The sequence below is a fragment of the Pelosinus fermentans JBW45 genome, from assembly GCF_000271665.2.
GTDB classification, from domain to species: Bacteria; Bacillota; Negativicutes; order DSM-13327; family DSM-13327; genus Pelosinus; species Pelosinus baikalensis.
This window is the reverse complement of sequence record NZ_CP010978.1, coordinates 2,333,615-2,355,031: the sequence shown is the minus strand read 5'-3', so window position 1 is coordinate 2,355,031 and position 21,417 is coordinate 2,333,615. Positions and strand designations below refer to the sequence as shown.

The window sequence follows — 21,417 nt, the reverse complement described above, 5'->3', positions numbered from 1 at the left end:
TACGATACATTCCTTTTAACCGTTTCATTACAGATGTGCTACACGCTGCTCCAATTCTTCATGCTTCGCATCATTAAAGCGCTCAATAGTACTCAGGTAACCAGTGATGCGCCGTACTCTTTTGATGTCAGACATAGAACATACAGGGCATGTATCCCCACCAATTACACCGAGATAACCACAACCTTCACAAAAATCTACAGGAAAATTAATGCCTGCATATCCCATATCACATTGCTGCATGTAACGAATCACATCTTCAACTGCCTTGAGGTTATTCACAGGAGGTGCTGTAAACTCCACATAACTAATATGACCTGCATTTGTATATTTATGATAAATCGCTTCTATTTTTATTTTATCATATACACTAATGGAATAATTGACAGGAATATGAAAGGAGTTAGTGTAATATTCTTTATCTGTTACACCAGGAATTAAGCCATACTCACGGCAATCCATTTTGACAAAACGTCCTGCTAAACCCTCTGCCGGTGTTGCCAGCAACGTATAATTCAACATGTATTTATCCGTAGCCTTATCAACTTTGTTGCGCATAAATGCCACAATTTCTTCACCCAATATTTGGGATTCCTCGCCTTCACCATGATGATAACCCGTTAAGGCAATCAAAGCTTCAGCTAAGCCAATAAAACCTACTGATAACGTACCATGTTTGATCACATCTGCAATCGTGTCATTTGCAGCTAATTTGTCTGAATCCAAATATAAGCCTTGCCCCATTAAAAATGGCATATCTTTTACTCTTAATTTCCCTTGCACCTGATAACGATGAAACAACTGTTCACAAGTTAAATCAATGAGATCGGATAAGCTCTGATAAAACTTCATTAAATTTCGTTCTGCCTGGATCGCAAGCCTAGGTAAATTGACTGTGGTGAAACTAAGATTTCCCCGCCCATCCGTTACTTCCGGTCCGCATTTATTAGACATAACTCTAGTACGGCATCCCATATAGCCAATCTGATCACCATAAGGTTTGTTAAATGAAGCATCCATGAAACTAAAAGTAGGATTCAAGCGCTGAGAAGCTACACGGATCGCAAGCTTAAATAAATCATAATTAGGGTCTTTCTTATTAAAGTTAATACCTTCTTTTACACGAAAAATAATATTTGGGAAAATAGGGTTCTCTCCATGGCCTAACCCTTTCTCATATGCCAATAAAAGATTTTTCGTTACTCTACGTCCCGCTGGTGTAGTATCTGTACCGATATTCAGACTAGAAAATGGAACTTGTGCTCCTGCCCTGCTATGCATAGAATTGAGATTATAAATAAATGCTTCCATCGCCTGATAAACCTCTTCTTCTTTGACCCCTTCCATAAAAGGGGCCATATCCGAATCAAAGAAAGCAAAAGACTGACCACCATGCATATCATTTTGCGAACTTTGCAAAATAATAGCAGCTAAAGCCGCTGCAGATGCTGGGCGCTTCGGTGGCCGAATATAGCCATGCCCATTATTAAAACCATCTTTCAATAATTTACCAAGAGGAATTTGCACACAAGTTAATGTTGTTCCATAAAAGTCTAAATCATGAATATGAATGTCTCCTTTTATATGAGCATTAGCCATGTGTTCAGGAAGTAAGCGATTCAAATAATAAGATTTGCTGGCAGCGCTGGCAATCTGCAGCATTTTGGCTGAAGGAGAATTAGAAATATTAGCATTTTCTCGATTGGTTTCTACTAAGATTTCTGCAACAGCGTCCATCAAATAGGATTGACCATCGCGCATACGAGTTCGTTTATCTCTATATAAAATATAGGCTTTCGCCGTTTTTGCATGTCCTTTTTCAATTAAAATTTTTTCTACAGCATCCTGGACCTCTTCAACACCAAATGTCCCCCCATTATATTCTTGTTTTAAAAAGCGCAGGACATCTAATGTTAATTCCATTGCTAATTGTTTATCCGCTCCACCTACAGCTTTAGCAGCTTTAAAGATAGCTTCTGTAATTTTATTTTCATCAAAGGAGACCTCGCGTCCATCTCGCTTTTTAATTTTCATAATGATACCAATTCCTCACTTTATATAGGTTATACTGTAATTATTGTTTATTTTTCATCAATGCTTGCAATTCTTCCATAAAATTATTAATATCTGCAAATTGCCGATACACTGAAGCAAATCGAACATATGCTACTTGATCAAGATCCTTTAAATGTTTCATTACAATCTCGCCAATTTGCTGCGTAGAGATTTCTCGTTCCATCGTATTGCGAATATCTCGCTCTACTCGCTCTCCTAAGGCTTCTATTTCATTAATCGGTATATATCGTTTCTCACAAGCCCTTACAATCCCATTTAATAATTTACTCTGTTCAAAGATTACACGACGACCATCTTTTTTTATTACCATTAAGGGGGATTGTTCGATCATTTCATATGTAGTAAAGCGGCGCATACATTCCAAACACTCACGCCTACGCCGAATCGTACTCCCCTCTTCCGCTGCTCGTGAATCAATCACTCGACTTTCTACACAGCCACAAAATGGACAACGCATAGGAATTCCCCCTTTTCAACAAACTTCATGAAGTAGTAGCCTTTCTTGACGTATTCTCAACGATATTTTAAACGAGCTAACACCCATCAGCTCACTACAAAATTTTACTGCTACATTCTCTTACTAGATATTGTGCTCTATTATTTACTTTACGCCATATATTGTGCTTCTCCTGCTTGGCTTTTAAATAAAAATTAATTTTAATATAACAATCAAAAGAAAACGACTGCCAACTTCATAAAAAGCTGCAATCGTTATCATTATATCATATGTACGTAACATATTTACTAATCCTTATTTATCCAGGTGTTTGATTTCGGCAAAAGCAGTAGCCTCTACTAAAATAACATCAAACCCTATTTTATTAATTTTATCCCAAGGAATTACAACATCCTCGCTACGGCCAAATAAGCCTAAAAACCTGCCATTTCCCGGAACTACGATAGCTGTTAATCTTCCACTTTCCACATCAATTTCAATATCTGTAATCGCCCCTAACCTTTTACCATCAACAATATTGATTACTTCTTTAAGTTTAAGATCTGATACGCAATTGGTAATGCCTTTCATATCATCCACACCCCCAATACATTCTATGAGGGACAAGAAGATTTATGATATCCCATTTTAATAAAGTTTATTTGATGAACACCTAAGCTTGCTATTCCCTATTCTACTTTTCCTTGCTCTGCTTTGCAGTATATGCTAAACAATTCTGCCCGGAGGCCCCTCTAACCACCTCGGAAGGCGATGATGCACTTTTAATCCCCATAGCCCTACATCCATAGGGAAATTTTCGATCCCAAGTTGTATAAAGATGCACACACTTGCTACATATGGGTTTTTGCATATTATTTCTATCACCTCTGAGGCAGTCAAACCATACTCGTAAAAGCAATACGATTCATTTAAACTTTATAATCTACTGTTACGCCGACTCGTCCAGCAGCATGACTCGCTCGATTGACAATCCCGTCTTTCTTTTCTTCTTTGTCTTCTTTTTTCTTTAGAGATTGATTGTTAGCCTTTTCTTTCGGCATATATTCAGGTCTTTTAAATAGTTGTATACGTCCAATAGGCTTCACTCGCAATGCTTTTTCAACTGCTTCAATTGGTGGAATTCGCTCATCCCTTTTCATACCAATCACCACCTAATATACTTCTATAATCCTATTAAAGCATGCTCGGATACACCTGTCAATAATTCCCCTTTAAGCCTTAAAATATTCTTTTACATTATTCATTATTTATCGTGAATTTCCATATATTTTTCTATTTTTTCTCTGCTATTGTACTGACAGATACCTGTCTCAATAAACGCATTGGCAACTGCTCTTTCAAGAGTTACCAATTCAGGTATATCACTCTGTTCTACATACTCAATAACTCTGCATTCACCATTTTCAATAGCAGAGTATGGTCCACCATTCTGATTCGTCCTACCAATAATTAGACCACGAAATATGCCTTTACAGGGCTTTCTCTCACGTGACATGTTTATCACCTCATCTAAATCTATGTCAGAACACTACCATTGATACCTTTATAGATTACAGGAAAGGGCGTGTCGCAAAACGTTTTTTGAAAAAACGCAATGCGACACGCCTTTTTTGAGCAAAAAGGAAGGAAAAACAGTAGGAAGAATGAAAAAAAGGAGACAAGAGCCAGTTTATGGACACAACAAAATAGAGGAAGCCTCTTCCCCTAAGAAAAACTCGATATGAATTGGTCAGGATGCTTTTGGAATATGCAAGTAGGTCCCACACCGGTCGCTTTGGATTTTGTTATGGAGCTTGTTTACGTTATACCCCATGCATAGTAATAGAAACTCGGTTTGCACCTTTACGCGGCCCCTCATCAGAAATCGCCGAAATCCCATGTCCTGTTTGAGCACCCCGAAAGCTCCCTCCACCTGAATGGAGCGGTTCATCCGAAGCATAACACCCTCCTCACCCTTGATACGTGCCTGCATTTCTTCACGTTGACGCAAAAAGGTTTTGGATACATACAGGTTCTTGCTTCGTTCTTCGAGGGGAGTCTTGCTCGCTCCCTTGATGCATTGGGCCTTATGCGGACAGCCGGCACAATCTGGACAGGTGTATACGGTTGTCACGATGGGATATCCGGCCTTAGATCGGGTCTTTTTTTCATAAGCTGCCTGGATCGGGCGCCCCATGTGACATAGGTAGCTATCGGTCTTTGCATTGTAGTGCATGTTCTCTCGCTTGCCGATGTCTGCCCTATATTTCTTCGTCTTGGCCTTCTCATAATTCGCGGGCTTTATAAATGCGATTTGGTTGTTTTGCTCGCACCATGTGTAATTTTCCTCACTCTCAAAGCCCGCATCCGCTACGGGTTTTGTATACCCCAGTCCCTTGAGCGTCTCCAACATCGGGATCAACATTTGGCTGTCGCTTCGGTCCTGACCGATCATTGTGGATACTATATATTCCGCGTCCACCGCCAGTATCGCGTTGTAGCCCGGTTTAAGCTGACCATTTTTCATATGATCTTCTTTCATCCGCATGAAGGTGGCGTCTCTGTCCGTCTTGGAAAAGCTGTTGCGTTCTCCAAAGCTATGATTATAGTCATTATACTTTTTCTGCCGAGCAAGGTATTGGTCTACCGTTTGAAGCGCCCGCTGCAGCGAAGTCTTACGCTGTCCTTTGCCGTGAACAAAAACAATACGGCGTTCAGCTTGCAGTGCTTTTAGCCGTTTGCGCAGCTTTTTTAGGTCTTTGGGCTTTATCACCTGGCCGACATAAAAGCGAATCCCAAACTCCGCTGCTAGCGCCGGCAACTCTTCTTTCATCTTCTTCTGCATCTTCTCTTCATTTTTTTGCGTCGATTTCTTCCAGACAAAGCTGTATCGGTTCGCATTGGCCTCCAATTTGGTTCCGTCTATGAAAACGCTTGACAGCGACAGTTCTCCCGCATCGGTCAACAGTTGCACAAGCTGGGCAAACAGATCGTCCACGACCTCTGCCAGCCGTTCGCTGCGAAACCGTGCGATCGTCGCGTGATCTGGTGCTTTTCTCCGGCCTAGCAGATACATGAAGTTGACGTCCCGCCGGCATGCCTGCTCGAGCTTGCGGCTCGAATAGATGCCGTTCATGTATCCATATACAAGTATCTTGAACAGACATTTCGGTGACATCTCGATTCTCCCCATTCGGGAGTACGCAGCGTACAATTTGCTGTAATTCATCCTTTCTAGCACCGCGTTGAGCAACCGCACCGAATCATCTGCCGGAATCATTTCGCCAATGTCCATCGGTATTACTAGTTGATATACATTTGAGTCTACTGTATAATCTAGTTGTAATTTCTTAGATTTCACAAACTTGATTTTACAACAAAAGACGGCTTCCAGCTACTGCTGGTTGCCGTCTTTTGTTTTTTAGGGTTGTCTTAGCGCGACAGCCCCTTTCCTGTAAGACAGCAATTTAAAATTTATAAGCAACGGAAGCACGGAAAGAAGTATTATCAGCATCTGTGCCAATTGCAGTATTACTTTTATATAATAAGTTCAGTGAGGTTGTTTTATCAAATTTGTGGTTATAAATATAGTAGGCACCTTTTTCTCCAGGATCCCAATCGGTATAAATAGCTGCATTTGCATCAGTCCTGTGGGAATAAGCGGATAAGCTATTTTTATCATCAAAGGCATACGTTACCCCAAGGACGAGAGCATCATTTTTAGTATCATCATCAGATTTGAGATAATCCGCTACAAAGCTGGCTTTACCGGTAGTATATTGAACATCAGTTCCCCAGAAAGTTCTATCACTACCTGCATTAGGATTAGCTTTTGCAATGGTACCTCCTACAGTCCAATCTTTTACAGGACTATAAGAAGCATGAACAGAATAAACCTTATCTTTAGTATCTCTATCACTTTTACCAGCAACAATCTGTAATGAAGTTACACCAGATTTTCCAGTAGCAACGACGCCATCAAAAAGGCCATAGTTCTCTCCGATATATCCCTCACTGCTATAGAGCAAGGCTGTCGGACTAATAGAAAGCCCCTGGCGTCCTACTTTATATTGAAAATCTTTGTCCTTTACAATAATTCCATATTGATCAAGAACTGCTACACTATTACCATATTTAGCTTTGGAAAAATCCGGACCAATTTTATCTCCACTAAGAGATTGCGCAGCAAAACGAGCAAATAAATCAACATTATTGCTTAAGGCTGTTTTGGCATTTAAGCGAAAACTATATATGCCGCCTTGAGAATCCGATTCACCATCAGCAGTATTAGAGCGGTATTGTACTTTGACTTGACCATCAAGTTCTACAGGAGCGGCAAAGGCAGCACCTGTAGTTAAAACCATAGCGGCAGCAAGAGCAGTAGTAATTATTTTTTTCATCATATTTCCCCCAATATATTGTTCCCCTATGGCTTCTTCGGTACCGATAGACATCCAACTCTGTATTTGGCTCCCCACCGACTAACCAGCTTGCAGCTCTATCTAGATGTTATACATATCCACCTCCAAGTACATCTAAGACTATACTTACAAATTTTTAGGATTTATCGTTAATTCGTCGGACAAATCATAAAATCCTGCTGGAAATAAAAACAAATGTTTTTATTTCCAGCACATTCATTGATATTAATTATCAATGAATCGCAGTAATGTACTATGTCTCTTGTAAAAATACATTTTTATGTGTTTTTACATTTGGACTAGTTAAAAAGCCATGGTATAATAGATTTATCTCTTACAAGATGCAACAATTGAGCAAAGGAGGAATGCACTTTGGATTTACAGGCTCTATTACTTGATAAGAAGAAAAAAGCAAACGAAAACAATAAATCATTCTTAAAGGCGGCTAAAGGAAAAGCTAACAATACCAGCCATCAAATGCCCATGAGAAAAGCCGGCAGAGGAAAATAAGTTTCAAATAAAGAAGGCTAAGATTCAGATGGAATGCTAACACTCCATCTGAATCTTAGTCACAGTTTTCCATAGGACTTAATCGCTCTTAGCCCCACTTATAGAAGATGGAATCTTAGGGCTTTTTAGTCATTGGATACATTCATCTAAAATGGCAGAACATGCGTTCTGTCATTTTTCTTTTATCCTCACATAAAAATAGATAACACTCAATAATAATGGAGGATATTATGAATGCGCTATATGTGAGGGTGTCAACAGATGACCAAGCCCGCAAAGGTTATTCTTTAAACGACCAAATCGCTGCCTGTCGCAATCATTTATTAGCGATGGATCACACTGGGATAAAAGAATATATTGACGATGGCTATAGCGGAGAATATTTAGAGCGCCCTGGCCTTGATAAATTACGAAGTGATTTGCAAAATGGGATCATAAAAATCGTAGCTATTTATGATCCCGATCGTCTTTCCCGTAATCTTACCAATCAATTGATTATTGCTGATGAAATAGAAAAAACAGGTGCAAGAATTACCTTTGTAACTGGTGATTATGATTCCTCACCAGAAGGCCGCTTATTTTTCAGTATGAAAGGCGCTATTTCTGCTTATGAAAAATCAAAAATTCGTGAAAGAACTTCTCGCGGTCGCCGAGCGAAAGCAACTCAAGGAAAAATCGTCTCCAATGCCCACCCCTTTGGCTATGACTGGGATAAAAAAAATAGTATGTATGTTATCAATGAAGAGGCAAGTAAAACCATTCAATTCATTTATCATTTATGCATTCATCAAGGCTATGGTTCAAGGAGAATTACTTTAGAGTTAGCACGCCTTGGTATTGTCGGTACAAATAATCGCCCACTCTCGATCTGCACTGTCTCACGCATTCTTACTAAAGAAATGTATCATGGACAGCATTATCTTTTTAAGCAAAGAACTTGTAAAACGGGTCAGAATAGCCGCGAAATCAAAGATAATCCTCCTGAAGCTTGGATTCCTGTTACAATTCCTGCGATAATCACTCGTGAAATGTGGGAATCTGCCCAATTGCAGATCCAACGAAATAAGAAATTAGCAACACGTAATAATAAACATAATTATCTTTTACGGGGATTGTTGCACTGCGCTCTCTGCGGACGTTCCATGACAGCCTATGCTCGTACTGCTAAGCGAAAAAACGGTAGCGATAAAATTTACTATTATTATTCCTGTATTTCCAAAGAATCAAATACATATGCAGTCAATGGCACATCTTGCCAGTGTCGCCGAATACCAGTGGAAGATTTAGAACAGGCTGTCTGGCAATGCCTTGTTACGCTAGCAACTGCTAAAGATCATTTACAAGAATACCTGCTTACCAACACCAATTTTAGCTATTCACAACAAATAACAAACTTACATGCTATCCAAATTGAACTAAAGAAGAAAAAAATAAATACCCTGCGTTGGTATCAAGAGAATTTGATTGATAGTGAAACAGTAGAAAGAGAATTACAGACCCTAAATAAGGAGCTAGCTACTATCCATCACAATATATCTGAGCTGAGAACTGTCCTGGAAAAAACAAATCAGCTGGTAACATCACCAACTGATTTAATCACAGCCAAAACCTTTGCAGAAAAACGCAGTGTATTACTTAAACTATCATATCGTATTTTTGCAGTAAGACTTAATGATTCTTTTGAATTTTACATTGAAAAATAATTATATACCCTATTAAGAAGCCCTCCAAAATCTCTTTTATTAATAATGATTGGAAAAGCTATGTTCGTTTTTACCATTTGAATATCTGACATGTTAAGATCTGACGTCTTTATCATATTTTTACCCCCTACGCCTCTGCTTGTTCCATATAGTATATGAAATTAAAGAGTAAAGGTGTCAGGGATGTCAGGTAAATAAAATTCACTTTAGCCCCTCTTTCCAAAGTTCAGCTAATTTCCAGCGAAATTCAACTTTTTCGTTTTTCTGTTCTGCATCACTAATAACTTCTTTTGGCGGCAGTGCCGTCGCATTAGTAATATCAATAAAACAAAGAGGAGGAAATAATACGCACCACCAATTTTTACCTTCTGCCTTTCCTATAAGTACACGTACTGCCTCATATTTTCCAGCCGGCAATACCAAATTACCATATGATTTTATAGGGAAATCAAACATGCCTAACTCTATCGCTACCGGCTCATGGGATCCATTCATTGCCACGACCTTTTCCGCCACAGCAGTAAGTTCACCCTGATGTTCCAATACAACCTTTCTTGCCATTTCTTTATCAATAGCAGTTTCTAAATGCGGTGCTAAATAAGCAATAACGGCATCACGGACTTTTAACTTTAGCTGTTGGTCAGATGCACTATCACTATTCGCTAGTACATGCAAACGTATGAGATTTTCCTTACCGAGTGATACGGGTAAATTTTCTTGTCCATAGTAAAGCAAAAACCCCCATCCAGCAACAATGAAAAGAACGATTAGCAAACCTCTTCCCCATAACGTATTATACTTCACAATCAATTTCTCCCCTATTCATTTATATATATTTGCGCATATGGCTAAGAGCCGCTTTTTCTAATCGTGAAACTTGCGCCTGAGATATGCCAATCTCATCAGCCACTTCCATTTGTGTTTTTCCTTCAAAGAAGCGTAAATTAAGTATATGTTTTTCTCTATCGCTTAATCTATGCATTGCTTCTTTGATTGCCACCCCTTCTAACCAATTAAAATCTAGCTGCTTATCATCACTAATCTGATCCATTACAAATATAGGATCCCCACCATCATGATAAATTGGCTCAAATAAAGATATTGGTTCTTGAATTGCATCAAGGGCAAAAATGATTTCTTCTCGTTGAATTTTAAGTTCATCAGCAATTTCTTTAATGGACGGCTCACGTGAATGCCTATTGACAAGAGAATCTCTTACCTGCAGAGCCTTATAAGCAATGTCTCGCATTGAGCGACTAACGCGAATTGGATTATTATCTCGTAAATACCGGCGTATCTCACCAATAATCATAGGTACGGCATAGGTGGAAAATTTCACATTTTGCGACAGATCAAAATTATCAATGGCTTTCATCAAACCGATACAACCTACCTGGAATAAATCATCTACATATTCTCCTCGATTATTAAATCGTTGAATAACACTCAGTACCAATCGTAGATTACCATATATTAATTGTTCTCTTACAGACAATTCTCCATTTTGAAGCACCACAAATAGTTCACGCATCTTAGTGGCGGAAAGCACCGGGAGTTTCGCTGTATTTACGCCGCAAATTTCTACTTTATTAATAATCATTTTATTCCCCCCATTGGTTTCCATAGTACATTTGAATTATTACCATACATGAGCATTATTGCCACGGATAGTTAGTTTTATTCATCCTCGCTGCAATGGATAAAACAAATGTCCTAAAAACCAACAAGCTCTTATCGAAATAAGCCTTGCAGCTATAGTTCTCATAAACAATAAAAAAACACCTCATCAGAGGTGTATTGGATAAGATTCAACTTATATATGTTGAAATAAATCTTCTACATGGCAATCGTCAGGATGGAATATAGGAGTGAATGGCGTTACGTAGGAAGCAAGCGAATCCCTATATTCCATCCCTAGCAGAGTAACAATCTATTCAAGTTTCTCAATGTATTGTATATAGACTAAATCTCTGTTTTATCGTTATTCCATACGCATAATTTCTTTACGCAGGCGTTTAATAATTCTCTTCTCCAGTCTAGAAATATAAGACTGAGATATTCCCAACATATCTGCAACTTCTTTTTGGGTACGCTCTGCTCCGTCATCGTGCAAACCAAATCGCAGCTCCATAATACGCCTTTCTCGCCCGCATAGTTTATTCATAGCGGTATGCAGCAAAGTCTTATCGACTTCTTCTTCAACGGATTTATAAATAATATCGTTTTCTGTACCTAACACATCCGATAAGAGTAACTCATTACCATCCCAGTCGATGTTCAAAGGTTCATCAAAAGATACTTCCGCTCTGGTTTTGCTATTACGTCTAAGATACATCAAAATCTCATTTTCAATGCATCTCGATGCATATGTCGCTAATTTTATGCGTTTTACAGGATCAAAAGTATTTACAGCCTTAATCAAACCAATTGTCCCTATACTAACAAGATCTTCTATTCCCACCCCTGTATTTTCAAACTTGCGGGCAATATACACGACTAGACGTAAATTTCTTTCAATAAAAATACTTTTAACTCCTAAGTCGCCTTTTTGCAAACGAGTTAATAAAAATACTTCTTCGTCATTACTTAAAGGGGGAGGCAATACTTCTGTACTACCAACATAAAAAACCTCATCAGCCGCTAATATTCCCAATCTTTGCAACAAACAGATCGCCTTTAGTTTGATCACTATTTTAATGATAGACCATGTTATGCGCATATACTTGCCCCCTCTTTTTTGTATAACTCATTGATTATCTGAGGATGTAATAAGCCAGCATATGTTCCATCCTCTGATAGACCACCACTATAAATTCCAATTACCACATTCTGAATCCTTATTTCTGCTGTACCTGATAGAGATACAAGTAAGGCATCAGCTCTAAAAGCGAGCAACATACTGCGGCTTCCAATGCCATGATAAGGAATAATTTGTGTACGTGATAGCCATTTTTCATCAGCACACTGGGATAAATTCACCAACCACATTTCTGGTACATTTTCTCGTAAAAAAGTTACCACATCCTCACTTAAAATTGACTCTATAATATATTGACTAACTAAAACCACTGGTTTATGACCTACTGTAGTATATAAACTATTACCTGTATCAAGCATGGCTGTTAACTCAGCCACCTGTCCATTATATTCAATTTTCACTCGATATAGGCTTTGCTGCCGAGTTGTACTCGATAACATACGCCGTATTATAGTAACAATCAAAATAGATCCTAAACAACTTCCCCATAATACATTTTCCCAGGATAAAGTTGTGAGAATTCTGACCAACGTATGAGAATAATGATTCACTTGCCAGAAATAAACCCATCCAACAATAGAACCACCTAAAATAAAGGATACAACATAAAAAGATGCTAACAATAAAAATGATCTGCGTTTGGATGTATAGCCAAAAGCTATATAAATCAGCAGCCATGATATTACTAATTTAGCGATAGCGGTATGACAAAACTCCATGTTAGGCATCATGCCGATTAAGACGTAGCAACCCCCTACTGCCGCTGCCAATAATATACGCCAAACTTTATATGTAGCCCCTACCGTCCAAGCAGTTAACATTAGAATCATACTATTCATCATTATATTAATAATAAAGAGCACATCAGCATAGATATACATCAATATAACCTTCCTATCATCATAAACGTAGCAGCAATATACATTTTAATAATAATCTATTGTTTCATTGCATAAGTTATTCTTATTATAACAAGATGGTCTTTATTTTTTTGTAGAAATATGGTTTTTTCTTCCAACTTATTTATTATACCAATCGTGCGGAAAAACTGGATTGCTACTTGTTTTTTAAATCTTAAACAAAAAAAGCATGCAAAATTAAATTTTGCATGCTTTTTTCTCTACATTATTCATTTATATTCTCGCATTAATATAAGGGAAGAGGTTAATATTAACGTCTCATCCATGTTGGTATATCTAAATCACGTACTTTAAAAGGCTCTATCGTTGTACTCTCCAATTTTCCTTTTACTACACTAAGAGGCTTACCATCAAACCCTGTAGCAATTACAGTTACACGAACTTCATCCTGAAAATTTTCATCAATGACTGCGCCAAAAATAATATTTGCTTCAGGATCAACTGCATCAGAAATAATTGCAGCAGCCTCATTTACTTCTAATAAACCTAAACTCGGTCCTCCTGTAATATTTAAAAGAACTCCCCTGGCCCCTTCAATCGAAGTTTCTAGCAAAGGACTCTTTATCGCCGCTTCAGCTGCAGCTACTGCTCGATTATCACCTGAACCATAGCCAATCCCCATTAGGGCTGAACCCGTATCAGTCATAATGGTCTTCACATCTGCAAAATCCAAATTAATAAGCCCTGGTACAGCAATTAGATCTGAAATCCCTTGCACCCCTTGTCGTAATACATCATCGGCAATGCGAAAAGCATCGATCATAGAAGTACGCTTATCAGCAACTTGCAATAAACGATCATTCGGTATGGTAATCAGAGTATCTACTTTTTCTTTCAATTTTGCGGTTCCACTTTCAGCTTGCGCCTGACGTCTCCGCCCTTCAAAAGAAAAGGGTTTTGTGACAACACCAACCGTTAATGCTCCTACTTCTTTAGCACACTCAGCAACAACAGGAGCTGCACCAGTACCTGTACCGCCCCCCATTCCTGCAGTTACAAAAACCATATCAGCACCACGCAATGCCTTTATAATTTCTTCACGACTTTCTTGAGCAGCTTTCTCACCAATGTCCGGATTGGCACCCGCTCCAAGTCCCTTGGTAAGTTTCTCGCCAATTTGTATTCGATAAGCTGCCTGAGAATGCATTAATGCTTGTGCATCCGTATTTACTGTTATAAATTCTACACCATGTAGACCAGCAGCAATCATCCGATTTACAGCATTATTTCCGCCACCGCCAACACCAATTACTTTAATTGCAGCAAATTGATCTAAATCCATATCTAATTCAAGCATGGAATTTCCCCCTTATAGTCACAAGATTTAGTTTTTTAAAAAATTTCTACACTTACTCATCAATGACCGCCAAGGATTACTCTCTAGAATAACTTGGGGTTTTGGCAAATTCTTTCCTGCATATTTTAATATCCCATAACAAGCTGCATTTTCAGAAGAACGATATTCTAAAGGCAGTTCCTGATGAATGACAACTTGAACCGGTATACCAAAGGTTGCTTCTATGTTTTGAACAAAACCGGACATAGCCCCACAACCACCAGTAAGAAAAATCTTTTCAATTTTATTTTCTGCCAAAAATTTTTTACTATGCTCATGCATTAAATAAACAAGTTCACAGATACGACTCTCAACAATTTTATATAAAAAGTCATAAGAAACATGCTTGTCCGTAGTACCATACGCATTACAATCTAAAATGATCTCCTGCCCCTGTAGTTGTTTATCCAGTTTTGCATAATATTTCTTAATCTCCTCAGCATGTTCCCAGGAAATGGCTAATCCTCGCATAATATCACTTGTAATATAATTTCCACCTAGAGGTAACGCTGTCGTGAAATCGATATGTCCCTCTTGGTACAAGATTAACTCTGTACTCCCCGCTCCTATATCTATCACTAAAAAGTTTTCAGCAGGCACTGGAATTATAGCTTCTGTAACAGCAACAGCATTAGCAATTACACCAACAACATGTATACCTAATGTTTCAATTTCTTTGATGAGATCATTGATTGTCATTTTAGGTATACTTACAACATGAGCCTCCACTTCTAAGTGAGAACCTTTTTCCTGTAGTGGCAATCCATTTTTTCTTTGTTTATCAACATAAATCTTCTGTGGCAATACATGTAACACTTCATGATCATCAGGAATAGCAACCAATGCTGCAGCACGATACACACGGTTTACGTCATCTATTGTAATATTACTAGGAGCTGAAGGAGCAATGCTACCAATACTATTTACTGCATTAAGTTCCATACCGCCAATGCCGATATAAGCATCCTTAACGGAAAGATTAGTAGCCATTACTGCACAGTCAACAGCTTGTTCAATAGACTTGACCAATAGATTACAATTGGAAATTACACCTTTTGCAAAACCATTTGTTGTCATCTGTCCACTACCAGCGATTGTTACATGTCCATCTAGACCAATTTTCCCAACAAATATTTTAATATTGCTTGTACCGATATCAATTCCTAAGATATTTTTGCTATCCATGACTAACCTCATTCGAAGTATTCTACACCATACTTCTATTTCAACATAAATACCAAATTTCCTTTTTTTATTGTAATAAAGAGACAATTATCCTACTAATATTTTTAAAAAGTCCCATTATAGCAAATTAACACCTTGATTATCTTTTTATATTAAGAAAAGACTTGGCGTAGACCAAGTCGTCAGAAGTTCTAATTATTCTAAATCCTTATTATTTCCTTAAAAAATAGCGTCGAATAATCGCCAAATTTTGGAATATCCGTAAACCAAAAGCTAATAGTGCAACATAATATAAATCAATACCCAAGCCTTCACCGATGTACACTAATCCAGCAGCCATTAAAGCATTTGTAAAAAATCCTGTAATAAATACAGTATTATCAAATTTTTCTTCCGCTCCAGCCCGTAACCCACCAAATACAGAGTCCAAAGAAGCTAATAAAGCAACTGACATGAATTTTGCATATTCAACAGGTATAGTAAGAGGGAAAAAAATACCTAAACTAATACCAATAATAAGTCCAACCAATGGTAAAGCCACTATTTACCACCATCCTTTATTGGCTTGGCATATTCAAAGCGAAATGCACCTTTATATGCTGGAACGTCTACAACGTCTTGTTTTTTTAAACTGACCTGAATACCCCAAAATTGCAATGTCTCTATTACTCCCCCTCTCATTTTAAGGGAATTTTCTAAGGTTTGCGGTTCACCAATCACTAATATTTCATATGGCGGCGAATAGCGTGTATTATTTACCGATAGCGTTGGTCCAGCGCAACGTACTTCTGATGTGGCAATTAGCCTCTGCCCATTAATAGAGATCGCCTCTGCACCAGCTGCCCACAATTCATTAATTACCTTTAACATATCTTCATCATGAATTAAATATAAGTTCGGATTTTCTCCTGGTTTCGATAATCTTTTGCTATCGTCAATTGTTATACTAAGACCCGTTCCTCTTACAGCCACTACACCAGCACCCATTTTAATATTTTCACTTTCTTTCGTTGCCGATTCAGCTCCTGTCGTTTGTCTTAATTCATATACTTGTTTTAGTAGTACATCACGTTCTTTTTCAGTTTGACTTAAGCGTTGTGATAAGTCCTCAATACGCTGAAAAGGAATACTTGATCGGATATCCTGGGCCGTACGAAATTGTACCGCTAACATAAATCCTAGTACCACGCATACCAAGGCAATAGCGGCTTGTCCTTGTCTAAGCTTCAGCAATTTCTCGCTCTCCTTTTTTTAACTATATTTTTTGTATTCTTGAAGTTCCTCCCCTCTTAAGGTTTTAATTTAATAAAAGGTGAGGCGTAGGTAAGATCAATATATTCTACATTCATTTTTTTATCACTAATTTCATGTAAAATAGTATTTGTTAATTTAACCTTATCAGACAATCTTTCACTACTGCCCAAACGTATCTGCACGGATGCAACTGTATAAGCACTGACTTGCTCTGGCGATATTACATTTACCTCAGAGATTTGATTCAATACTGGTTCATCCAGCAATGATAAATAGTGTACAACACTTTGAATCGTTGGATTTTCAATTTTGTCACTCACATACTCATTATCTAATCGAATTCCTGTTATCATAGGCACATTCATATTTTTTAAATTTTTGAAAGCTGCTAGTACAATCCCTTGGGAGTCCAATTCTAAGAATCCATAGCTACTAGTGACATACACGATCGGCTTACGTTCCTTTATATGAATGACTATGGTTCCTGGAAAGCGCCGTGAAATCTCAACCTCTGCAATTCTTAAGTCATTAAGTAAGCGATTTCTTATATCCGAGGTGTTTAAATTAAATATATTCAATTTTTCAGGAATGTCAGCGATATGGTATACATCATCCACAGTTACATAATTATTGCCTTCAACTACTACTTCTCCGATAGTAAAGTATGATGACTTGATAAATAATAGTCCAGCAATCAGTATAACCAGTACTAAAATTAATCCAATAAACCCCTGATTCGGCCTAAGGCTTTTATCTTTTGGCGTATACTGCAATGATTCTAGATCCCCCATATAATCGCTCCTTGAAATAATGTTAATAACTATAGGTATAAAAGTAATGATACAACAATTCTAAGCATAATACAATTATAAAAAAGCAGACAGTATGTTGATACGTTCTCCAATAATTACCGATTCAGTTAGCTATGAAAAGAAGCATCCTTTCATAGCCAACTGAATATTATTGAATCCATACAAATACTGTCTTGCACCTACAAGGAAATAAATATTTTATATTATTTAGTCTCTACTAGACACAGTAATTCCTCACATAATGCACTAAATGATATTCCTGCAGCAGCTGCTGCTTTCGGTACTAAACTAGTACCTGTCATTCCAGGTATCGTATTCACTTCTAACACATAAGGATTATCATCCTCGTCAAGCATGATATCCACTCTCGCAATGCCAGAGCATCTTAGTGCATGAAAAGCCTCTAAAGCCACTTTTTGCACAAGGAAAGTGGTTTCCTCTGATAATCGAGCTGGCACAATATATTCAGTGGTTCCCTTTGTATATTTAGAATGATAATCATACCTTCCTGAAAAAGGAACTATTTCAATCACAGGCAATGCCTTTAAATCGTTATTACCTACGATTGCAACGGTAAGTTCTCTTCCTTTTATAAATTCTTCAACTAAGATAGTATCGCTGTATTGGAAAGCCTGTTCAATTGCCTGAGACAAATTTTCACTTTCTTCAACAATGACAACACCAATACTAGATCCTTGAGATGAAGATTTTACTACAACGGGTATACTAAAACCAGCAATAATTTCTGTTACTAAATCACGACTCAAGTCGGCTTTTGTAAATAAAAGAGAACGAGGTGTTGGAATGGAGGCGGACAAAAATATTCTTTTAGAGATTCCTTTATCCATAGCCATCGCACTAGCTAGCACTCCTGACCCGGTATAAGGGATTCCTAACAATTCAAGTGCTCCTTGTAATACTCCATCTTCACCGTATTGACCATGAATCGCATTAAATACAATTTCAATTTTTTCTTTAGTTAACTGTTCTACAAAACGTGCAGGATCAAGATCAATGCCTACTGCACCTTTATATCCGCTTTCCTGAAGTGCTGTTAAAATGGCTTTACCTGTATTTAAAGAAACCTCTCTTTCCGCTGATGGCCCCCCCATTACCACTGCAATTCTTTTGCTCTTCATACTATAAATCCCCCTAGTCCTTTTTATGGCGTGAAATATTTGCACCTAAACTTCTAAGTTTTTCTTCTAACGCTTCATATCCCCGATCGATATGATATACATTTTCTATTTCAGAAACGCCTTCTGCTGCCAAAGCCGCTAGAACTAATGCACCACCAGCCCTAAGATCATGGGCAGCAACGATGGCTCCTGTTAATTTGGGTATACCGCGTATAATAGCAGTACGACCCTCTACTTTTATTTTAGCTCCCATACGCATTAATTCATCTACATGTTTAAAACGATTTTCAAAAATTGTTTCTGTTATAATACTCGTTCCTTTAGCATTTGTTACTAGAGATAACATCGGCGCTTGCAAATCCGTGGGAAAACCTGGATATGGTAATGTTTTAATATCAACACCACGCAAATCTCCCCCTCTTACCCGGATTGAATTGTTTCCAGTCGTAATTTTCACACCAATATCTTTTAGCTTATCTGTCACGGAGAAAATATGTTCTGATAATATATTCTCTACAACTACATCACCATGGGTAATGGCTGCTGCAATCAGAAACGTACCAGCCTGAATGCGATCAGACATGACAATATGTTCAGCAGGCGTTAATTTTTTTATACCATCAATTCTAATAGTATCAGTGCCAGCTCCGATTACTTTAGCGCCCATCTTATTAAGAAATACTTGCAAATCATATATCTCTGGCTCGCGGGCTGCATTTCGAATAATCGTTAAACCATTAGCTAATACTGCCGCCATCATAGCATTTTCCGTAGCACCTACACTAGGATAATCAAAATTAATTTCACCACCAGTCAAGCAAGTGGCTTGTGCTTCAATAAATCCAAAATTTTCTTTAACTGATGCCCCAATTTTTTCTAATGCCTTTATGTGTAGATCAATGGGCCTTGGGCCAATCGCACAACCTCCAGGATAAGAAAGTTTCACTTTATGAAATCGGCCTAACAATGGTCCCATCAAAAAGATAGATGCTCTCATCTCTCGCATTAAATGTTCTGGAATATCCGCATCCTGTACATTCGATGTATCAATTAATAATGTATTCTGTTCTCTAATAATTCTAGCCCCAAATAAGGTTAGAATATCTTGCATAACTTTAATATCTCGTAAGTAAGGAACGTCATGAATAATGCTTACACCAGAACATAATAGTGTTGCTGCCATAATCGGCAATATTGCATTCTTGGCTCCACTTATCCTAATCGTTCCATTTAACTGTACTTCCCCCTTGACGATAAATTTCTCCACCGTCTTCCCCCTCCTAGAAAAGTACAATCACCCTATACCTCAATTAGAAAACTTGGCTTACACCAAGTATCATCACAAATTTAAACAATCACTTAATTATGTAATTAAATGATATTATAGGAACCCAATTTTTTCATAGAAACAAATGTCTCCCATTAGGGGAGACAAATTCTATAACTACTGTTTTTGCACTAAGGATTCAATTAGTTCTTCCCCTACACAGTAAACATTTCCAGCTCCCATGGTAATAACCAGATCACCAGGTTCAACAATTTGACTAAGATACCTAGCTATTTTATCTTTATCCGCAATATAAATTACCTTCTTACTCGTTTGGCGTTCAACCTCCTCTTTCAAGACCTCACCTGTGATCCCCGGTATTGGTGCTTCTCCCGCTGAATACACATCGGTAAGAACTAATATATCACTTGATTGAAAAGCAGAGCCAAATTCATTACGTAAAAATGCAGTGCGTGAATAGCGATGAGGTTGGAATACACAAATTAATCGATTTGGCTCTGTCTGGCGGGCTGCCAATAACGTAGTTGCAATTTCAGTAGGATGATGAGCATAATCGTCAATAATCCAAACTCCATTAATTTTAGCCTTCGTTTGAAAGCGGCGTTTAGCGCCCTGAAAATGAGCCAAACCTTCTGCAATTTCCTGGAAGGTAAGACCAATATTTAAACCAACAATAACAGCTGCTAAAGAGTTCCCCACATTATGTCTTCCTGGAACATTTATTTTAATAGACCCTAATAACTGTTCATTATGATATACATCATAAGTAGTCGTGGCTCCTTGAGTCGAAAGATTACGCGCCATGTATTGAGCAGTATGATCAATTCCATAAGAAATATAGGGACGATCTACTTCATTTACTAAATTTCGGATATTCTCATTATCAAAGCATACAATACCCAAACCTATACTTGGTGGCAATTTATGTAAGAATTTTTTGAAAGTATCTAACACATTTTCCATCGTTTTATAAAAGTCCATATGATCATTCTCAATATTCGTAACTACGGCAATATGGGGTGAAAACTTCAAGAAGGAACCGTCGCTCTCATCTGCCTCAGCGACTAAATATTGACCTGATCCCAGTTTAGCATTGCCATTTAAATAATCAACTTCACCACCAATAATTACAGTCGGATCCACTCCTGCATGTTCAAGCATAACGGCAATCATCGATGTCGTTGTCGTCTTACCATGAGCACCAGCAACAGCAATCCCCTTATACTGCAACATTAAATATGCCACAATATCCGCACGATGAAAAACCGGAATCTGTTTTTTTCTTGCCAATTTAACCTCAGGATTGGTCTCAGGAATAGCTGTTGATATTACGATTGCTTGAGAATCTTGAAGATTCTCTTCATTGTGTCCTAAATATATATGAGCCCCTATTTTTTCTAATTTAGCAGTAGTCTCAGATTTAGTAAGGTCAGACCCTGAAACAATATATCCCATTTGTAGTAAGACTTTGGCAATTGCGCTCATACCAGCACCACCTATGCCAACAAAGTGAATTTTTTTTATATCTTTTAGCAAAAAATGTCTCCCCTTTCTTGGGCACCCTTACCTATCAGCTCTT

At 37.9% G+C, this 21,417-nt stretch carries 21 protein-coding genes; 2 read left to right on the top strand and 19 right to left on the bottom strand.

Going from position 1 to position 21,417, the window contains the following annotated elements; genetic code table 11:
* Nucleotides 1–27: 27 nt before the first annotated feature.
* From nrdD to JBW_RS10170, 7 genes are all read right to left on the bottom strand, one after another.
* Nucleotides 28–2,034 carry an anaerobic ribonucleoside-triphosphate reductase gene (gene nrdD, locus JBW_RS10200; protein ID WP_007953086.1) on the bottom strand — a complete coding sequence of 669 codons (2,007 nt, stop codon included), beginning with the start codon at nucleotides 2,032–2,034 and terminating at the stop codon, nucleotides 28–30.
* A gap of 40 nt (nucleotides 2,035–2,074) precedes the next feature.
* Nucleotides 2,075–2,533, bottom strand: a complete 459-nt coding sequence (gene nrdR / locus JBW_RS10195; protein ID WP_007934721.1) for a transcriptional regulator NrdR — start codon at nucleotides 2,531–2,533, stop codon at nucleotides 2,075–2,077.
* 294 nt (nucleotides 2,534–2,827) lie between these two features.
* Nucleotides 2,828–3,103, bottom strand: coding sequence for a YlmC/YmxH family sporulation protein (locus JBW_RS10190; protein ID WP_007934722.1), 276 nt, complete (start codon nucleotides 3,101–3,103; stop codon nucleotides 2,828–2,830).
* 338 nt (nucleotides 3,104–3,441) lie between these two features.
* Nucleotides 3,442–3,672 carry a hypothetical protein gene (locus JBW_RS10185; protein ID WP_007953091.1) on the bottom strand — a complete coding sequence of 77 codons (231 nt, stop codon included), beginning with the start codon at nucleotides 3,670–3,672 and terminating at the stop codon, nucleotides 3,442–3,444.
* A gap of 104 nt (nucleotides 3,673–3,776) precedes the next feature.
* Nucleotides 3,777–4,028, bottom strand: coding sequence for a hypothetical protein (locus tag JBW_RS10180; protein WP_007953093.1), 252 nt, complete (start codon nucleotides 4,026–4,028; stop codon nucleotides 3,777–3,779).
* Nucleotides 4,029–4,262: 234 nt separating this feature from the next.
* Nucleotides 4,263–5,807, bottom strand: coding sequence for an IS1182 family transposase (locus JBW_RS10175; protein ID WP_144408417.1), 1,545 nt, complete (start codon nucleotides 5,805–5,807; stop codon nucleotides 4,263–4,265).
* A gap of 172 nt (nucleotides 5,808–5,979) precedes the next feature.
* Nucleotides 5,980–6,915 carry a porin gene (locus tag JBW_RS10170; RefSeq protein WP_235334181.1) on the bottom strand — a complete coding sequence of 312 codons (936 nt, stop codon included), beginning with the start codon at nucleotides 6,913–6,915 and terminating at the stop codon, nucleotides 5,980–5,982.
* Nucleotides 6,916–7,305: 390 nt separating this feature from the next.
* Here JBW_RS10170 and JBW_RS24965 point away from each other — a divergent pair, with 390 nt between their 5' ends.
* Together JBW_RS24965 and JBW_RS10165 are read left to right on the top strand one after the other, a co-directional pair.
* Complete coding sequence (locus JBW_RS24965; RefSeq protein WP_017531399.1) at nucleotides 7,306–7,443, top strand: hypothetical protein; 138 nt, start codon at nucleotides 7,306–7,308, stop codon at nucleotides 7,441–7,443.
* A gap of 218 nt (nucleotides 7,444–7,661) precedes the next feature.
* On the top strand, nucleotides 7,662–9,146 hold the full coding sequence (locus tag JBW_RS10165) for a recombinase family protein (RefSeq protein WP_235334179.1): 1,485 nt from the start codon (nucleotides 7,662–7,664) through the stop codon (nucleotides 9,144–9,146).
* Nucleotides 9,147–9,347: 201 nt separating this feature from the next.
* On the opposite strand, the gene spoIIR is transcribed toward JBW_RS10165, so the two are convergent.
* The 12 genes from spoIIR to murC all read right to left on the bottom strand — a co-directional run bounded on the left by spoIIR (nucleotide 9,348) and on the right by murC (nucleotide 21,374).
* Nucleotides 9,348–9,950 carry a stage II sporulation protein R gene (gene spoIIR, locus JBW_RS10160; protein WP_007953511.1) on the bottom strand — a complete coding sequence of 201 codons (603 nt, stop codon included), beginning with the start codon at nucleotides 9,948–9,950 and terminating at the stop codon, nucleotides 9,348–9,350.
* Between the two features lie 22 nt (nucleotides 9,951–9,972).
* Nucleotides 9,973–10,746 carry an RNA polymerase sporulation sigma factor SigG gene (sigG, locus tag JBW_RS10155; protein ID WP_007934732.1) on the bottom strand — a complete coding sequence of 258 codons (774 nt, stop codon included), beginning with the start codon at nucleotides 10,744–10,746 and terminating at the stop codon, nucleotides 9,973–9,975.
* 381 nt (nucleotides 10,747–11,127) lie between these two features.
* Nucleotides 11,128–11,865: an RNA polymerase sporulation sigma factor SigE gene (sigE, locus tag JBW_RS10150; protein WP_007953513.1), complete on the bottom strand. Its 738-nt coding sequence runs from the start codon at nucleotides 11,863–11,865 to the stop codon at nucleotides 11,128–11,130.
* Entirely contained in the window at nucleotides 11,856–12,785 is a 930-nt protein-coding gene (spoIIGA, locus tag JBW_RS10145) for a sigma-E processing peptidase SpoIIGA (RefSeq protein WP_007953515.1), read from the bottom strand. The genes sigE and spoIIGA overlap by 10 nt, the downstream gene beginning before the upstream one ends.
* A 289-nt stretch (nucleotides 12,786–13,074) precedes the next feature.
* On the bottom strand, nucleotides 13,075–14,121 hold the full coding sequence (gene ftsZ, locus JBW_RS10140) for a cell division protein FtsZ (protein WP_007934738.1): 1,047 nt from the start codon (nucleotides 14,119–14,121) through the stop codon (nucleotides 13,075–13,077).
* Between the two features lie 27 nt (nucleotides 14,122–14,148).
* On the bottom strand, nucleotides 14,149–15,345 hold the full coding sequence (ftsA, locus tag JBW_RS10135; RefSeq protein WP_007953518.1) for a cell division protein FtsA: 1,197 nt from the start codon (nucleotides 15,343–15,345) through the stop codon (nucleotides 14,149–14,151).
* Between the two features lie 211 nt (nucleotides 15,346–15,556).
* Nucleotides 15,557–15,886 (bottom strand): small basic family protein, encoded by a 330-nt coding sequence (locus JBW_RS10130; RefSeq protein ID WP_007953519.1) that lies wholly within the window; start codon nucleotides 15,884–15,886, stop codon nucleotides 15,557–15,559.
* A complete protein-coding gene (locus JBW_RS10125; protein WP_007934745.1) occupies nucleotides 15,886–16,578 on the bottom strand; it encodes a DUF881 domain-containing protein in 693 nt (230 codons plus the stop codon). The genes JBW_RS10130 and JBW_RS10125 overlap by 1 nt, the downstream gene beginning before the upstream one ends.
* 56 nt (nucleotides 16,579–16,634) lie before the next feature.
* A complete protein-coding gene (locus tag JBW_RS10120) occupies nucleotides 16,635–17,390 on the bottom strand; it encodes a cell division protein FtsQ/DivIB (protein WP_007953521.1) in 756 nt (251 codons plus the stop codon).
* Between the two features lie 224 nt (nucleotides 17,391–17,614).
* Nucleotides 17,615–18,550: a D-alanine--D-alanine ligase gene (locus JBW_RS10115; protein WP_007953523.1), complete on the bottom strand. Its 936-nt coding sequence runs from the start codon at nucleotides 18,548–18,550 to the stop codon at nucleotides 17,615–17,617.
* 13 nt (nucleotides 18,551–18,563) lie between these two features.
* Nucleotides 18,564–19,817, bottom strand: coding sequence for a UDP-N-acetylglucosamine 1-carboxyvinyltransferase (murA, locus tag JBW_RS10110; RefSeq protein ID WP_007953524.1), 1,254 nt, complete (start codon nucleotides 19,815–19,817; stop codon nucleotides 18,564–18,566).
* A 177-nt stretch (nucleotides 19,818–19,994) separates the two neighbouring features.
* A complete protein-coding gene (gene murC / locus JBW_RS10105; RefSeq protein ID WP_007953526.1) occupies nucleotides 19,995–21,374 on the bottom strand; it encodes a UDP-N-acetylmuramate--L-alanine ligase in 1,380 nt (459 codons plus the stop codon).
* Nucleotides 21,375–21,417: the final 43 nt, after the last annotated feature.

What these genes read in the sequence shown, in the direction of transcription:
- nrdD (WP_007953086.1), bottom strand. Translation starts at nt 2,034, where the DNA reads ATGAAAATTAAAAAGCGAGATGGACGCGAGGTCTCCTTTGATGAAAAT.
- nrdR (WP_007934721.1), bottom strand. Translation starts at nt 2,533, where the DNA reads ATGCGTTGTCCATTTTGTGGCTGTGTAGAAAGTCGAGTGATTGATTCA.
- JBW_RS10190 (WP_007934722.1), bottom strand. Translation starts at nt 3,103, where the DNA reads ATGAAAGGCATTACCAATTGCGTATCAGATCTTAAACTTAAAGAAGTA.
- JBW_RS10185 (WP_007953091.1), bottom strand. Translation starts at nt 3,672, where the DNA reads ATGAAAAGGGATGAGCGAATTCCACCAATTGAAGCAGTTGAAAAAGCA.
- JBW_RS10180 (WP_007953093.1), bottom strand. Translation starts at nt 4,028, where the DNA reads ATGTCACGTGAGAGAAAGCCCTGTAAAGGCATATTTCGTGGTCTAATT.
- JBW_RS10175 (WP_144408417.1), bottom strand. Translation starts at nt 5,807, where the DNA reads ATGGACATTGGCGAAATGATTCCGGCAGATGATTCGGTGCGGTTGCTC.
- JBW_RS10170 (WP_235334181.1), bottom strand. Translation starts at nt 6,915, where the DNA reads ATGATGAAAAAAATAATTACTACTGCTCTTGCTGCCGCTATGGTTTTA.
- JBW_RS10165 (WP_235334179.1), top strand. Translation starts at nt 7,662, where the DNA reads ATGGAGGATATTATGAATGCGCTATATGTGAGGGTGTCAACAGATGAC.
- sigG (WP_007934732.1), bottom strand. Translation starts at nt 10,746, where the DNA reads ATGATTATTAATAAAGTAGAAATTTGCGGCGTAAATACAGCGAAACTC.
- sigE (WP_007953513.1), bottom strand. Translation starts at nt 11,865, where the DNA reads ATGCGCATAACATGGTCTATCATTAAAATAGTGATCAAACTAAAGGCG.
- spoIIGA (WP_007953515.1), bottom strand. Translation starts at nt 12,785, where the DNA reads ATGTATATCTATGCTGATGTGCTCTTTATTATTAATATAATGATGAAT.
- ftsZ (WP_007934738.1), bottom strand. Translation starts at nt 14,121, where the DNA reads ATGCTTGAATTAGATATGGATTTAGATCAATTTGCTGCAATTAAAGTA.
- ftsA (WP_007953518.1), bottom strand. Translation starts at nt 15,345, where the DNA reads ATGGATAGCAAAAATATCTTAGGAATTGATATCGGTACAAGCAATATT.
- JBW_RS10120 (WP_007953521.1), bottom strand. Translation starts at nt 17,390, where the DNA reads ATGGGGGATCTAGAATCATTGCAGTATACGCCAAAAGATAAAAGCCTT.
- JBW_RS10115 (WP_007953523.1), bottom strand. Translation starts at nt 18,550, where the DNA reads ATGAAGAGCAAAAGAATTGCAGTGGTAATGGGGGGGCCATCAGCGGAA.